Consider the following 15210-nt stretch of genomic DNA (forward strand, 5'->3'; position numbering starts at 1 on the left):
TAAGTAAACTGCTCAGGATTATCTCTTCAAAGCTCCTATATATTATTCCGTGAGATGGCCCTTTCAAAGCTCCTGCACGTTACCCCGCAAGGTGGCCCCTCAAAACTCCTGTATATTACTCTGGAGGACGGCCCCTCCTTGAGTGCGGTTCAATAATCAATCAATGCACCAAGGAAGGGCAAGATCTCCTGGACCACAGATCTCTGGACCACAGATCTATAGATGACCAAGCTCAAATTTCGAAATATGAGCTGGTCGTGTGCGGTGCGCCTGGCAGCCGCGTAGTGACATACATAGCTGGGTTATCTTCCCGCCAATGACGCCAGTGACTGGCTTGCCCCCTCACGTGGTGACATACATAGCTGGGCCATCTTTCCAACTCTGGATCTGGCGATCAATATCATAGATTGTCGTCATATATCAGGCCAGGCCGTAATCCTCAAGCACGACCTTATTGAGGTCGATCCTCTCTTTTACGACCCTCCATGCTTCATCCTCGGTGTCTGGCATCGCGTCCAGATCCTTTTGCATTTTCTCCAGCCACGGTCTCTCGCGATCCGATATTATGACGCGGCCTTCTCTACCTGCGGCTTTAAGAGCCTCAATTGTCGCTTGCGCAGCAGCCCTGGCCTGGTCGTAGTGTGTCGATTCTCGTAAAATTTCCTTGCTTATCATCAAGACGACATCGGGCCTTAACACATAAGCCTGTGGATCCAGACGGCTATCCGAACCAACGAACCAGTCGCGAAGCTTGAGTGCTGATTCCCGCCCATCCTGGCTTGCCGTATTCATCAATCGGCAGTCATATGCTAGTTGTTCTATTGAAACAGTGGGAGCCATGCCCGCAAGGAGTTTCACGTTTTGGACGGATTCGTTGCTCCAAAGATCCGCCACAGCAGCCGCGATGTTCCCCAATGGACTAAAATGTGCGCAAGCAGCTGATTTCCCTTCCATAGCAATGGGGTATCCCGTGATCGCCTTAATATATGGCCCTTCATATGCACAGTCTTTGCTCGGCCCTATCGCCCCGGCTTCATACGCGACAAGACTCCTGACTGCGCTTACGACCCTTACGACGGCTGCAAACACCCGAGGTATATAACCCTTTTCTGCCAGCATCATGGCCGTGTTCCCGAAGCCGCAGGCTGTATCACCTGACGGGATGCTTCCCGTCTCGTTAGCAATGGATACTATCGCTTTCCAAAGTCTTTCCATGTCCCGTGCAGCCATAACACCCAGAGAGAAGATGACAGCCTGCAGATCACAAGTTAAAAGCGCGTCATCGTGGACCTCCTTTCCACCCGTCGACTCGATGGCCAAAAACTCCGCCCCGGCTTGGGCGCACCCCCGGAATGTCTCAAGCATCGCGTCAAGCATCGGACCTTCCGACATCCGAGGAGGCCTTATCATATCCCGGACGTCATTTGGTGTAATCCTCATTACGCTCTTGAGTCCATGCCTGGATTCATACTCGCGCATCGCGTCCCTGACTATATTCGTGATCTCGATGCCCCATTCGGGGTGAATAGTCGTAGGGGGAAGGAGCTCAACCTCGACTACCAGGCCTGGTACAGTAAGCTCGCTGGCACGCGTCAGGATGCCGTCGATCATCTCTCTATACTGCCGTTTGACTTCTTCCATAGTCTTTTCATTAATATCCATTGGAGGCAGCGTGAAATTGATTTCCGGGTAGACGATCCCACCACCTATGATCATCCCATTTGCCAGTTTAATAGGCTTTGGAGATATTCCATATATGAAATCCCCCACATCGCTTATGGCCAATTTCTCAAATCGCCCTGTCATATCTGTCAACCCTCCCCAAGATAGTCTGATCCTGGCCGCCGTTTAATCAAATACCCCTGTAGATAGGTACCTCTCTCCGGTATCCGGGAGTATCGCGACAATGAGCTTACCGTGATTCTCCTCCCGCAGCGCTACCTGCACGGCGGCCCACGCGGCCGCGCCAGATGATATCCCTGCGAGTATCCCCTCTTCTCTGGCAAGGCGCTGTGCCATATTTATGGCCTCCTGCTGAGGAACCTGGATTATCTCATCGATCAATTCGCGTTTGAATACTTCGGGGACAAACCCCGCGCCGATTCCCTGTATCTTGTGAGGCCCCGGAGAGCCGCCAGAAAGCACGGGAGATTCCGCCGGTTCAACAGCGATTGCCTTGAAGCCTGGCTTTAAGTTTTTGATCACACTAGCGATGCCGGTGATAGTACCCCCAGTGCCTACGCCAGCCACGACTATGTCGACCTCACCGCAGGTGTCCTGCCAGATCTCTACCGCGGTGGTTTTAATATGAATCTCCGGATTTGCGGGATTTTTGAATTGCTGTGGTATAAATGAGCCAGGGATGGAGGCAGCGAGTTCTTCTGCCTTGCGAACGGCTCCGCTCATCCCCTCGGAACCCGGAGTAAGGACTATTTCTGCCCCGAAAGCGGCAAGGAGCTTCCTCCGCTCAATCGACATCGTCTCTGGCATTGTAAGTATCAGATGATATCCTCTTGCTGCGGCCACAAATGCTAAGGCGATGCCGGTGTTTCCACTAGTGGGTTCAATTATGGTGGACCCGGGTTTAAGTATCCCCGCCTTCTCCGCTGCATTGACCATAGATACACCTATACGGTCTTTGATACTCCCGCATGGATTGAATGATTCCAGTTTGGCGGCTACAGTTGCTCGAGCGCTTCCGGTCACCCTATTCAGCCGGACCAATGGTGTACCGCCAATCAGCTGTGTTATATCTCCTGCGATCTTGCTATTCTGCATATTGCGTCCCTCCTGCTATGTCCGGATATTCGTCTTGATCCTCCATTTTCACAAGTGATGCTATGGTAATAGCATCTAGGGCCTGCTCGATCTGTAATTGAAGGCGCAGCCATGCTGGTCTGCTCAGACAATGCTGTTTCCTTTTACAGCGGCTTGCGGCGCTCCTGCCAGGTGGACCAAGGCAATCAACGGGCGCTATGGGCCCCTCCAATGCGCGGATTACAGAAGCTACTGTTATATCTCCAGGGTTCTTCGCCAATCTAAATCCACCATTTATTCCTCTTTCTGCCTCCACAAGCCCCGATTGCCTGAGTTTATGGAAAATCAAGGCAAGATAGCCCTTTGAGATACCCTCTCGTTCCGAGATGTGGGCTAACGCAACAGGTTTGCCGTCTTTGGACATGAGGGCTAGAGCACACATCGCCCGGACGCCATACCTTGCCCTTGTGGAAAGCTTCATCATGATGTGCCTATCACCCCCCTAAAAAAGATTAGCAATTTGATTATCTTTTACTTGAATAGACTATATCACTTACGAAAGGATGCGTCAATCATGTCTCTCCCATTTCGGGCGCATAACTACCCAGGAGATCTGTCCATCTCGTAGACAGATGGAATGCTCTCTGGAAGAAGGAAGGCATGTGCCCATCTGGAAATCCAGAAAACTCTTCTTGACAGTCCAAAAGAATCCAGAATATAATAGCGGCAATAAAGCTTTCGCAGAGAAAGATTCAAGAATTGAACCTCGCATCGAGAGCGGCGGAGGGACTGGCCCAATGAAGCCCGGCAACCGGCAGCCTTGGTGCTCCAGTGGTGCCAAATCCTGCAGGGCGAGGTCTGGTGGGATCCAGATGAAATCCCGCAGACGTGGAACCTGGGAGATGGGAGGAGGGTGTCAGATGAGCATGCGCATGACGGCCTCTCCTGATTTCGGGAGAGGCCAAAAAGTTCCATGGGGGTGAACGCGGAGATTCTGCAGCGAGAGCAGAAATCCTGCAACTAGATAGGGTAACTGATATTCCCGTTCGGAGATTATGCCGGTGACCGCAGTGGGGCTATCTTCAATGCACAAGCGATTCAAATGGCTGAAGGCTGGATATCACATGGCTGAAGGCTAGATATCGCATAGATGTAAGCCCGAAAGATGGACCGGGCAGATTCATAGATAGGAGGAATTTCTGTGCAGAGTTATCTTAAGTCTCGGATACTATTGGCGATTTTACTTGTGGCAGCAAGTCTGGTCGTCGTGTTACCTTGTTATGCAGCAACCGTCATCAGAGTAGGGGCAACCCCCGTACCTCATGCGGAAATCTTGGAAGTCATAAAGCCTATCCTCGAAAAGCAAGGCATTACGCTCAAGGTTATAGAGTTCTCTGATTATGTTAGGCCAAACCTGGCGGTGGCTGATGGCGAACTGGACGCCAACTTTTTCCAGCATATTCCCTACCTGGAGAGCTTTTCACGAGACCATAAACTGGATCTCACCTGGATTGCGAAGGTGCATATCGAACCCATGGGCATCTATTCTAAGAAGATCAAGAACCTCTCGGAGTTGAGGGAGAAGGCAGTCGTCGGGATCCCCAATGATGAAACCAACGGCGGCAGAGCGCTCCTCTTGCTGCAATCAGCAGGCCTCATAGAGCTCAGGAAGGGCGTAGGTGCCAAGGGCACACCCCTCGATATCGTCAAGAACCCCAAAGGGCTCTTGATCCGTGAATTGGAGGCTGCGCAGCTCCCCAGAGCCCTTGATGATCTTGATATTGCAGTTATTAATGGAAATTTCGCTCTGCAGGCAGGAATGACACCCACTAAGGATGCACTGAAACTGGAAGGCGCAGAATCGCCTTATGTGAATGTGCTGGTCGTGAGGACCAAAGACAAGAACAATCCCGCGCTGCTCAAACTCGCCAGGGCGCTGAACAGCAAAGAAGTCAAGGATTTCATCCTTGGAAAATACGCCGGAGGGGTTGTGCCCGTATTCTAGGTCTTGATCTTATGTATCATGCTTTTATGGGCCGCTGTTCCTGTCCTATCTGGTCTTAATTGCCGACATGGCCGGCATGCCCGTGTAAATGAGAGGGACGGTGTCGCCGAGGATGCCGTCCCCCCATTGAAGAAGACGCCTATGCTCCCGGGATATACTCCCCAAACAAGTCAGATCCTAGCTATATTTCGGTCCGCAAGGCGAAATCCCGGAAATTATCCCCGAAAAGCCTCGCTGCGTCACGCTCAATCTCTTCCTCTTCTGGGACCCAGCCTGTTTCGAGCAAGTCAAGATACTTATCTTGTAAGACTTTTGCTATGGTCGCTTTTGAGTGTTCCCACTTATATATGAGCTGGTCAAACACGCGAGCATCGGAATGCTGAGGTATGAAGCTGGTTCCCAGAAGCTCGACACGCATACGGGTTATCTCTTCCACGAGGCTCGGATTATTCAAAAACCACCAGCACCCAAATATCATAAGGTTGCGGAACTTGCGGGCCATCACGGACAGTTCATGCTGATTTTCTCTCGAAAGCAACGTGACCATAAATTTGTTTTCAGGATACCTGGCTGCAAGGTATTTTATGACCCTGATGTTCATCCGCCCGACCGCGTCGCCGGCGTCCCCGAGGCCAGGGTTGACTTGCCGGTCGACCCCGATCATCATGGCAAATGGCACACCCAGCTCGCGTGAGACGGGGATTACACAATCCTCGATGAACCTCGCGCGGGGCGAATCCTCAGGGATATTGAAATCATAAGGAAGTGAAACCGCCATGTAGACAGCCTTCATCCGCCCTATCCAGTCCTCCAGAAATCGCCTTACGCCTTTGAGGGTATCGGCTGATAGATCCTCTGAGACATCATAGCCCCATTCGCGGAGACGCTGGCATGCCACAGGCCACGAATTCAAGAGCACATCAAGGCGAAGAGCGGCAAGGAAGCGCTCATCGCGCCGTTTGCCATCCAGCCACATCTTTCTTTCGCGCGGATTGAAGGGATCATTGGTCATCACAATCTTGTCGATGCCCTCAAGCTCGAAAACGCGATCCACATAGTCTTCAACAGTGATGTCCCGGAAAAACTGCCGGTAGGATTCAAGATCGCGGGATTTGACATCGAGGCCGAGCCTTGACAGGACAGTGAGGACACCACGGCATGCTTCACTGCAAGGGGTCCGCTCGATGAAAAGGGCCTTCCAGATCAAGTCAGCTTGTTCGCGCTTGGACATAGCCCAAAATCTGGAGTATGGTATATCCACGACCCTCATAGTCTCAGCTACAAGGTAATGGTATGTAAGGAGTTCATCAATCCCCCAAAGGAAAAGGTCGCCGAATGTCGGCGGGAAGATGTGGGTATGCACGTCCGTAATTCGGGCCTTGCTGACGGCATTGGACACAACCTCACGAAGTCGCGCAGGATCTTCTATATGCATCGCATGTACCTCCGTAGAATTTGATAAAATGGGACAGGCGCGAATCACGCCGCAAAAAATAGGTATGCCTCCTACGGCTATTCGTCCAGTCTCCCGGGCATCAGGCCCAAAGGCAATGGGGCAGGACGCTCGCACGTGCTCTGGATCTCGATATGTTTACCTTCCCTCGCTGCATCATGGAAGGCATGCATTATGTCCAGGACGTGATAGGCGAGTTCTCCATTCGCCCGATGGGGCCTTCCAGACCGGAGAGCATAGGCCATGTCTGCCGCTCCGATGCCCCTGCTGTTCTGAGAATACCCATGCGTCAATGGAATCTCGCTCCACTCACTCGCGCCAGCCCTCTTTATGCGGACCGGTCCTCCGAAGGTATTCGGATCAGGCACACTCAGGGTTCCCTCAGTCCCGTAGACCTCGATTCGCGGAAGCTCAGCTCCCCAGACATCAAAACTAGTGATTATGGTCCCGATGGCGCCGCTGGCGAAGTCCAAAATGCCTGCCACATGTGTGGGGACATCGACCTTGATCTTTGTGCCATATTTGGGCTTGCTGGTAATGATCCTTTCCGGGAAAGTGATTCTGGTTGAACCGGTCACGCGGCGAACTGGCCCCAGGAGGTTTATGAGAGCGGTGAGATAATAGGGCCCCATGTCAAACATCGGACCGCCGCCAATTTTGTAGTAGAATTCGGGATCCGGATGCCAGCTCTCAGGCCCGTGACCCATCATGAAAGCGGTCGCTCCCACGGGTTCGCCAATCCAGCCATCATCAATGAGCTTCCTGCAGGTCTGAAGCCCGCCACCCAAAAATGTATCCGGCGCGCATCCGACCCTTAGCCCCTTTGCCGCTGCCGTCTCAAGTATCTCTTTTCCCTCTTCGCGCGTAATGGCCAGAGGCTTCTCATTGTGGACAGATTTTCCTGCGTTCAAGGCCGCCATCGCTACCTGGTAATGAGCTCTCGGAACGGTAAGGTTGATCACGATCTTTATATCCGGGTCCGCCAGGAGTTCCTCTACAGTGCATGCCTTGGCTCCAAATTCGGCAGCCTTGGCCTGCGCCCTCCCCATATCGAGGTCTGCGCAAGCGACGATATCGAGTATCTCAAATGTCTTGCCTGCCGAGAAATAGATGCCACTAATAGTGCCGCATCCGATTATGCCCACCTTCGTTGGTTCAATGCTCATACTCATAGATGATCCCCTCACCTTCCTTGAATTGGATATCGCTTCCCACAACGAAATTCCCACCCAGGGCATATCGACAAATAATTCGAGATCGACACCCTATTTCCCTATGGTTCACCGCTGTTAACTGAATGATAACTTCAGGTAGCAAGTCTTAATTGATGTATCTCCACTGGGAAAGATAGGACTCCTGTTCATCAGTCAAATGATCTATCTGAATCCCGGCGGTCTGGAGCTTTATGTGCGCAATCTGCTGGTCTATCTTGCCAGGTACAGGGATAAGACCCACAGGAAGTTCCCTCGCACTGCGGGCGCACCATTCAAGGGCCAATGCCTGTACAGCGAATGAAAGATCCATGATCTCCACTGGATGGCCGTCGCCTGCGGCGAGGTTGATCAGTCTGCCCTGAGCTATCAAATAGATCTTCTTACCGTCGGAAAATGAGAACTCCTCGATGTTATTGCGGACAATTCTCGAAGAAGCCATTCGCCGCAGGGCTCTCACATCGACCTCAACATCAAAATGCCCGGCATTGGCCAAGATTGCTCCATCCTTCATGAGGTTGAAATGCTCTTCCCCGATGACCCCGCAGTTTCCCGTGGCGGTGAGGAAGACGTCGCCTACCTTTGCGGCCTCTTTCATCGGCATTACTTCAAAACCATCGAAAACGGCCTCAAGAGCCCTGACCGGGTCTACCTCAGTAATAACCACCCTGCCACGCATTCCTCTGATCTTTTCAGCGATACCACGCCCGACCCAGCCGTAACCAGCAACAACAAAGATCTTCGATGACACCACCAGGTTCGTCGCCCGCAAGAAACCCGCGAGGGCCGATTCACCAGTCCCATAGCGGTTGTCAAATAGATGCTTCATTCTAGCATCGTTTACCGCTACAATGGGAAATGGGAGGACTCCGTCCTTTTCCATAGCCTTTGCGCGGTTGATGCCAGTAGTCGTCTCCTCACAAGCTGCAAGGGTTTTACTCTTCAGTTTCGGAAACTCCTGCACAAGGGTCGCAGTGAGGTCTAGTCCGTCGTCCAATAAGAGATCCGGCGAATACTCAAGGACGCGTCGCAGGTTTCCTGCATGCTCTTCATCGCTCTCACCATACCAGGCGTAAACATGCGCTCCCATTTGAGCCAAAGCATGAGCCACGTCGTCCTGAGTAGACAGAGGATTGCTTCCCGTGATGGCGACATCCGCTCCACCTTCCATAAGGCACAATGCCAGTCTAGCCGTCTTTGCCTCCAGGTGGATCGACATGCCTATTGTCATTCCATCAAAAGGCTTGTTTTGACGGAAATTCTGTTCGATCTCCGCCAACACAGGCATATGAGTTCGCGCCCATTCGATTTTGGCGGCCCCTTCATCCATGTCTCTATTTACCCCCATCCTGATGATCACCTGTCTTTTAGAGTTTCGTAAAACTCAGGCATTGAAAAGATATGCAGAAAGCCGGCATGAATTAGCTGGCAAAACCTGCAGCCTTTATTCCCCTCGGATCTTCAAGAATAACAGAGCAGCTGTTGTCTTTGCATCACAGATCACGCCATTTTCTACCATGCGAATTGCCTCATCGAGAGTGACGGTCTCAGTCTGGATGAACTCATCTTCATCGGGGTGCGCGGCCGTCCGTGACAAGCCTCTCGCAATGAAAATATGGATGATCTCGTCGGAAAACCCAGGCGTTGTATAAAAACTCAGTATCTTCTGGAAGGAAGCTCCGACATAACCGGTTTCTTCTTCAAGCTCTCGTCGCGCGCACTCCATTATCTCCTCATCCCTATCAACCTTGCCGGCAGGTATCTCAAGAGTCACCCTTCCTATTGGGTAGCGATATTGCCTTACCATTACGATCCTGTTCTGATCAAGAAGCGGTATTATTGCCACCGCCGCGGAATGCTCCACGACTTCCCTGGTGGAAGTCCGGCCATCAGGGAGCTTCACCGTATCTACCCGTAGGTTTACGATCTTTCCCTCATAAATTCTCTTTGTGTCAACTGTATCCTCCTGGATCTTACTTGCATCGAAGACCAAATTCAAAGCCAAAACCCCCTGTCTGTAAGACCTAAGACATGTTTGACTGAAGCTAACGCGCGGCTATGTCCTCTGCGATCCTCATTCGCGCCGCTAAGATGAGCGGAATCTCGGGCACACTATGCGATGCTGGCGCCCTCTGATTTTCGAACATGTGAGGAGGCGCCTCCTGTCGGATGGCGCCACCCCACCCTGCTTATCCATTCTCCATCAATCTCTATGAAAGAGCAAGACCTCGACCTTGGCCAAGACCTTGAATCTGGCAAATATGACCGAGCTGACAAGATTCTCGCCAGCTGACCCAAGTCCCACCATCCCCTGCCGGGAAACCGTGCGCGGTAATATAGCGGCATTGTCTTCCTTTCAAATCTGAATTTGGCCATCCTTAGACACTGGAAAAGGAAAATGCGACCCGGCATAATCAGAAAGATCTTGTCAGCTGACCTTTCGATCATAGGATGACCGGAGGATCTCCTTTAGCTCTTCGATCAGTGGCAGCCTTGGATTGGTGACTGTACACTGGTCGGCAAAGGCCTGATTGGCTAGTTTGTCCACTGCCTGTTCGAATTGCTTTTCCGGAACCCCGCACTCTTTGATCGATAAAGGCATCCCCACTTCTTCCATTAGGCGTAGGATCGCTGCAATCAGACTGTTGACGCCTTCTTCTGGAGTCTCTGCCTGTAGACCCAGCATTCGTGCGACCCTGGCATATCGTTCCGGGGCCTGATAAGTGTTGTATTTGGGGTATGGCATGAGCTTGGTCGGCCGACTTCCATTGTATTTGATTACCGCCGGCATTAACACTGCATTAGCCCTCCCATGCGGAATGTGAAATTCGCCACCTAAAGCATGAGCAAGACTGTGGTTTATGCCCAGGAATGCGTTCGTGAAAGCCATGCCTGCCAAGCATGAGGCATTATGCATCTTTTCCCTCGCCAGCCGGTCTGATCCGTTCTTATAAGCCTTGGGCAGGTATTCGAATACGATTTCAATTGCCTTGAGAGCCAGGGCATCCGTATAATCGCTCGCCATGATGGAGACATAGGCTTCCAAAGCGTGAACTAGGACGTCGAGACCGGTGTCTGCTGTGACTTTGGGCGGAATGGTCATGGTGAAATCAGGGTCAATTATTGCTACATGGGGCGTCACTGCGTAGTCAGTTATCGGATATTTTATGTTATTCGTCCGATCCGTGATGACAGTGAAAGCAGTGACTTCAGATCCTGTGCCGCTAGTGGTCGGGATTGCAACAAACTCGGCCTTCAATTGTGGGAAGAGAAATGCTCGCTTGCGAATGTCTTGAAATCTCAGTTTCAAATTCTGGAATGTGATATCTGGATACTCATAGAACAGCCACATGCATTTGCCTGCGTCTATGGCTGAGCCTCCGCCGATGGCAATAATGGTATCAGGTTCAAATTGTCGCATTTCACTAACTCCGCGCATAACCGTTTCCACCGAAGGATCAGGTTCGACGTCGCTGAAGATCTTATACTGTATTCCGGCTTCATCTAACCATCTAGTTGCCTTATCCACATAGCCGAGACTGACCATCATCTTATCTGTGACGATCTGCGCGCGCTTCCCCTTCAACTGGGCAAGATAGCGAATAGAACCGGGCTCAAAGTAGATCCGGGGCGGCACTCGAAACCATTTTTCATCGATCTTACGGTCAGCTCTCCGCTTAATGGAGATGAGGTGTTTGATTCCAACGTTATCGGCGGTGGAATTGCCGCCCGCTGAGCCACAGCCCAGGGTAAATGAAGGCGGCAAGTAGTTATAGCTATCGCCGACGCCACCCAGTGCGCTCGGGCTATTTATCAACAGACGCCCAACTTTGACTTCATGGCAGAATCTATCGATTACTGTCTGGTCTGTTGAATGAATAACTGCAGAATGTCCCAAACCGCCGAACTCCGTCATTTCTATGGCACGCTTGATGCCCTCAGATGGCCCTTTCACTTCATAATAGGCGATAATGGGGCTCAGCTTTTCCCGAGAAAGCGGGTATTTCTCACCTACACCCTTGAGAGGAGCAATGAGGAGGCGCGTTCCTGCCGGTACTCTGATCCCGGCTAAACGGGCGATGGTCTCTGCACTCTGCCCAACCACCTGGGGGCTCATTCCACCCCGCTTGGCATCGATGGCTATTTCTTCTACTTTCTTGGTCTCAAGATCATTGAGGAAATATCCGCCGAGTTTTATCAGTTCGGCCTTTACTTGAGAGGCGATATCTTCGTCAACTATGATGGCTTGCTCAGATGCACAAATGGTTCCGTTATCAAAGGTCTTGCTTAAGACAATATCGTGGACTGCCTGGGGGATATTAGCCGTCTTCTCGATATAGGCAGGCACATTTCCGGGGCCTACGCCCAAAGCTGGTTTTCCGCTGCTATATGCTGCCTTCACCAATCCCGACCCGCCAGTCGCGAGTATGAGGTCGACCCCCGGATGGGTCATTAAGAGGTTAGTGGCTTCGATAGATGGTTCCTCAATCCAACTGATGCAACCTTCCGGAGCTCCCGCTTCGATCGCCGCTTGCAGCATGATTTTGGCAGCTGCTGCACTGCAGTTTTGAGCTTTCGGGTGGAAGGCGAAGATGATCGGGTTTCGAGTTTTCATCGCGATTAGTGATTTAAACATAGTTGTAGATGTCGGGTTTGTCACCGGAGTAACGCCAGCGATCACCCCTATTGGCTCGGCATATTCGGTAATTCCTAATTGCTCGTCCCGATGCAGGACACCAACGGTCTTTACGTTACGGATGTGATTGAAGACGTACTCTGTCGCTACAAGGTTTTTGATTGCTTTATCTTCGCAAATGCCCATCTTTGTTTCTTCCACGGCCATATGGGCTAAGCGCAAATACGCATCGACACCGGCTAACGCCATAGATTCAACGATTTTGTCTACTTGCTCTTGCGAAAACTTCGCCAGTTCAACCTTCGCCTTTACCGCCTTGCCGACCAGGGCATCGATTTTCTGCCCTATTTCCTTATCATGCTGCAGCGACACTGACATACATATTACCTCCTCACATTAGAGAAACTCGCTCCATAGATTGTAACTTTTTTTACGATCTATGCTTGTGAAAATAATAACAATCTCAAAGAGATTTGTCAATGGGCCATCAGAAATTTCTCGTGGGCGCATAACACTAGGGATGGATCTATCAATTAAGCCGCTACCCAAGCGTCGGAAGTGAATCCACTCCGCTCATCTTGCACCTTATGCACACTTCGGGAATTTCCACATGGCCACATACAGAGGATATCCTCTCTATATGAGTCATTCGATTGAACCTATCTGCGCCCCGGCTGGATCCTGAAAGAAAGGGCCATCAGGCTCTCACTTATATGAACGTTCTCGACAGCTACCCCGTCAGGCGTCTTTAGCGATACCGGCGCGAAATTCCATATTCCCTTCACTCCTCCCTTAACGAGGATATCAGCGATTTCCTGGGCAGCCTCTTTAGGAGTGGTGATTATGCCAATCTTAACGGGATTTTCAAGCAGGTATTGTTCAAGTTCCCTTACATCCTGGACATAAACTCCTCCCACAATTTCACCAATTACCTCAGGGGCATTATCGAATATGGCCTTGATGAAAAAGCCCCTCTGCCTAAAGCCTGGATAGTTGGCTATTGCCCTGCCAAGATGGCCGGCGCCGACCAGCACCATTTCTGTCTTTTGATCTAAGCCCAAAATCCGTCCAATTGCTCTTAGCAGTTCATCAACTCTATAGCCATATCCCTCTTGACCGAAGTTTCCAAACCAGCTCAGATCCTGTCTTATCTGAGATGGGTTGCTCCCGATCTTAGCGGCTAATTCTCTTGAAGATATTCTCTCGACTTCCCTCTTTGAAAGATTTTCAAGATAACGGTAATATACAGGCAACCGCCTAATGGTAGCAAATGGGATACCATCACACCCTTTTGTCCTGACCTTCTCTTTATCAGTGGCCACTTGCATCCTCTCCCTTCGCCTTGAACAATTTTTGCAAGGCCCTGGCGCTGACATCCGCATCTACGAGTGTCCCCGGACCGCCAATGCATCCTCTTTCGCAAGCCATGCCCTCTACGAAATCAGCTTTTAAGCCGCCTTTTGAAACTTGCCTTAACGCCTTCATGCAATTCTCCACGCCAGATAATGATAACATCTCAGGTGGAGTGTCTGAAGCAGAGAAAGCAGTGCATTTTTTGACTGCGCTCGCTACTCCGCCTGCGCTGCAGAAGCCCATTCCATCGAGTGACGCTCCCTGACAAGATGAGAGCGCGTCCCCGCCTATCTGGGCAAGATTTATCCCGGCGGCAACCAGGATGGCAGCCAGCTCCTCAAATGTAAGCACCGCATCAACCAATCCTTGGCCCTCTCTGATTGCCTCAGACTTCTTCGCTACGCACGGTCCGATAAACACACATTTGATATCCTGCCCTGCACCATGAGTATTTCTCGCCAGCCTGGCGGCAGTAAGCATTGGAGATGGCGTTTTTGATACCTTTTCGCTGAGGCATGGGAAGTGCAGATCTATAAGTCGCACAAATGCGGGGCAGCAGGAGTTGAACATTATGTCGTTACCTCCCGCCATTCGCTCTGCCAGCTCCCGGCCCTCTTCCCTGGCTACGACATCCGCGGCGACTGCAACAGGAAACACCTCGGCGAAGCCAATATGCACGAGTCCTTTCTCCAGAGCGTCCCAACCCGCCATAGGGCCAAACTGTCCAACCACAGAGGGCGCGACAAGTGCTATAACCACGGTATCTTTGGATTTCAGCATGGTAATGACGCGCAGTATATCAGAGGTATCTGATATGGCTCCAAACGGACAGGCAGTGATGCACGCTCCGCATTCTATACACTTACTGTAGTCTATTTCAGCGCTGCTGTCCCGGCCTGGCTTTATTGCTCCGGCAGCGCAAGCCCTGCTGCATGGCCGTTCACGTTCGATTATTGCGCCAAACTGACATGCCTTGACACATAATCCGCATTCAACACATCTTTCACGGTCTATATGGGCCCGATTCCCTACAATCTCAATGGCTCTTTTACGGCACGCATTGACACAATAATGCGCAACGCAATTACGGCAAGCGTCAGTCACGACTATCCTGTCTATCGGACAGCGGTCACATGCCTTTTCGATTATGTTTATCAGGGATCTCCCAGGCTCTGGAGCCGCAGCCCCCCTGTCCAGCGCTCTCTTTGCCGCCGCAAGCAGACGCTCATCATCGTTCGAAGATCTTAGATCGATGCCAAGCGTTAGTTTTATGCGATCTGCAAGGATTGCTCTTTCTTTGAACTCACAGCACCTATAGTTTGTTATACCCTCCCGAGTCAGCTTTCTGGGCAGGAATTCTATTTCATCTTCGAGTTTGTCTTCAAAAGCCAGAGCCGCTATTTCAGTCCAGACTTTTCTCTTTATCTTGGCAACCTCGGATATCACTCGACTTCCCTTCCCTCTGACTGCGCTATGCTCTTCTTTATTGCTTCCATTACCTTTTCAGAAGTAGCATTGTATAAAACGATATCTCCTACATTTACCCTGGGCCCCTTCTTGCATTCGTTGAAACAAGAAACGAGATTTACATCGATGTGCCTTTTTATCTCCTCGGGCAAGTTTTCCAGGTAATTAAGAATCCGGGAATTCCCCATCAGGTGACACGACGTGCCAACGCAAATTTCAACGCGGATCTTGCCACACATAGACTCTTGCCTCCTAAAATCGCTGAATTTCAACTTCTTTCCCCATACTGCTCAAGAGGGCCTTCAAATGTTCTACCGCTTCGGATCTA

The 15210-nt window shown here is 51.1% G+C and carries 12 protein-coding genes and 1 riboswitch; of the genes, 1 reads left to right on the top strand and 11 read right to left on the bottom strand.

Features of this window, described 5'->3' with window-relative positions; genetic code table 11:
* Nucleotides 1–420: 420 nt before the first annotated feature.
* Genes HPY52_12790 through HPY52_12800 form a run of 3 tightly spaced genes read right to left on the bottom strand, consistent with a single transcriptional unit; the run spans nucleotide 421 to nucleotide 3241 of the window.
* Entirely contained in the window at nucleotides 421–1806 is a 1386-nt protein-coding gene (locus HPY52_12790) for a methanol--corrinoid methyltransferase (GenBank protein NPV81125.1), read from the bottom strand.
* A 42-nt stretch (nucleotides 1807–1848) separates the two neighbouring features.
* Complete coding sequence (gene cysK, locus HPY52_12795; protein ID NPV81126.1) at nucleotides 1849–2778, bottom strand: cysteine synthase A; 930 nt, start codon at nucleotides 2776–2778, stop codon at nucleotides 1849–1851.
* A complete protein-coding gene (locus tag HPY52_12800) occupies nucleotides 2768–3241 on the bottom strand; it encodes an Rrf2 family transcriptional regulator (protein ID NPV81127.1) in 474 nt (157 codons plus the stop codon). Before HPY52_12800 ends, cysK begins: the two co-directional genes overlap by 11 nt.
* A gap of 281 nt (nucleotides 3242–3522) precedes the next feature.
* A riboswitch (SAM riboswitch) is annotated at nucleotides 3523–3630 on the top strand.
* Nucleotides 3631–3958: 328 nt separating this feature from the next.
* Between HPY52_12800 and HPY52_12805 the strand changes: the two genes are divergently transcribed.
* On the top strand, nucleotides 3959–4762 hold the full coding sequence (locus tag HPY52_12805) for a MetQ/NlpA family ABC transporter substrate-binding protein (protein ID NPV81128.1): 804 nt from the start codon (nucleotides 3959–3961) through the stop codon (nucleotides 4760–4762).
* 181 nt (nucleotides 4763–4943) lie between these two features.
* Here HPY52_12805 and HPY52_12810 read toward each other — a convergent pair whose 3' ends face one another.
* The 8 genes from HPY52_12810 to HPY52_12845 all read right to left on the bottom strand — a co-directional run bounded on the left by HPY52_12810 (nucleotide 4944) and on the right by HPY52_12845 (nucleotide 15121).
* The gene (locus HPY52_12810; GenBank protein NPV81129.1) at nucleotides 4944–6197 is read right to left on the bottom strand and encodes a glucuronate isomerase; all 1254 of its coding nucleotides are present in this window, start codon (nucleotides 6195–6197) and stop codon (nucleotides 4944–4946) included.
* Between the two features lie 77 nt (nucleotides 6198–6274).
* Nucleotides 6275–7381, bottom strand: coding sequence for a Gfo/Idh/MocA family oxidoreductase (locus HPY52_12815; protein NPV81130.1), 1107 nt, complete (start codon nucleotides 7379–7381; stop codon nucleotides 6275–6277).
* A gap of 154 nt (nucleotides 7382–7535) precedes the next feature.
* Nucleotides 7536–8774, bottom strand: a complete 1239-nt coding sequence (locus tag HPY52_12820) for an adenosylhomocysteinase (protein ID NPV81131.1) — start codon at nucleotides 8772–8774, stop codon at nucleotides 7536–7538.
* 96 nt (nucleotides 8775–8870) lie between these two features.
* The gene (locus HPY52_12825; GenBank protein ID NPV81132.1) at nucleotides 8871–9425 is read right to left on the bottom strand and encodes an NUDIX hydrolase; all 555 of its coding nucleotides are present in this window, start codon (nucleotides 9423–9425) and stop codon (nucleotides 8871–8873) included.
* Between the two features lie 429 nt (nucleotides 9426–9854).
* Complete coding sequence (adhE, locus tag HPY52_12830; protein ID NPV81133.1) at nucleotides 9855–12440, bottom strand: bifunctional acetaldehyde-CoA/alcohol dehydrogenase; 2586 nt, start codon at nucleotides 12438–12440, stop codon at nucleotides 9855–9857.
* A 281-nt stretch (nucleotides 12441–12721) separates the two neighbouring features.
* Nucleotides 12722–13390 carry a redox-sensing transcriptional repressor Rex gene (locus tag HPY52_12835; GenBank protein ID NPV81134.1) on the bottom strand — a complete coding sequence of 223 codons (669 nt, stop codon included), beginning with the start codon at nucleotides 13388–13390 and terminating at the stop codon, nucleotides 12722–12724.
* Entirely contained in the window at nucleotides 13374–14861 is a 1488-nt protein-coding gene (locus tag HPY52_12840) for a 4Fe-4S binding protein (GenBank protein NPV81135.1), read from the bottom strand. Before HPY52_12840 ends, HPY52_12835 begins: the two co-directional genes overlap by 17 nt.
* Entirely contained in the window at nucleotides 14858–15121 is a 264-nt protein-coding gene (locus HPY52_12845; GenBank protein NPV81136.1) for an NAD(P)H-dependent oxidoreductase subunit E, read from the bottom strand. The genes HPY52_12840 and HPY52_12845 overlap by 4 nt, the downstream gene beginning before the upstream one ends.
* Nucleotides 15122–15210 lie beyond the last annotated feature (89 nt).

This window comes from Bacillota bacterium, assembly GCA_013178415.1.
In the GTDB taxonomy this organism is placed as follows: Bacteria; Bacillota; SHA-98; order Ch115; family Ch115; genus Ch115.

Bases quoted from the DNA above. Each gene is read 5' to 3' on its own strand.
- HPY52_12810 (NPV81129.1), bottom strand. From the start codon at position 6,197: ATGCATATAGAAGATCCTGCGCGACTTCGTGAGGTTGTGTCCAATGCC.
- HPY52_12815 (NPV81130.1), bottom strand. From the start codon at position 7,381: ATGAGCATTGAACCAACGAAGGTGGGCATAATCGGATGCGGCACTATT.
- HPY52_12835 (NPV81134.1), bottom strand. From the start codon at position 13,390: ATGCAAGTGGCCACTGATAAAGAGAAGGTCAGGACAAAAGGGTGTGAT.
- HPY52_12800 (NPV81127.1), bottom strand. From the start codon at position 3,241: ATGATGAAGCTTTCCACAAGGGCAAGGTATGGCGTCCGGGCGATGTGT.
- HPY52_12845 (NPV81136.1), bottom strand. From the start codon at position 15,121: ATGTGTGGCAAGATCCGCGTTGAAATTTGCGTTGGCACGTCGTGTCAC.
- HPY52_12790 (NPV81125.1), bottom strand. From the start codon at position 1,806: ATGACAGGGCGATTTGAGAAATTGGCCATAAGCGATGTGGGGGATTTC.
- adhE (NPV81133.1), bottom strand. From the start codon at position 12,440: ATGTCAGTGTCGCTGCAGCATGATAAGGAAATAGGGCAGAAAATCGAT.
- HPY52_12820 (NPV81131.1), bottom strand. From the start codon at position 8,774: ATGGGGGTAAATAGAGACATGGATGAAGGGGCCGCCAAAATCGAATGG.
- cysK (NPV81126.1), bottom strand. From the start codon at position 2,778: ATGCAGAATAGCAAGATCGCAGGAGATATAACACAGCTGATTGGCGGT.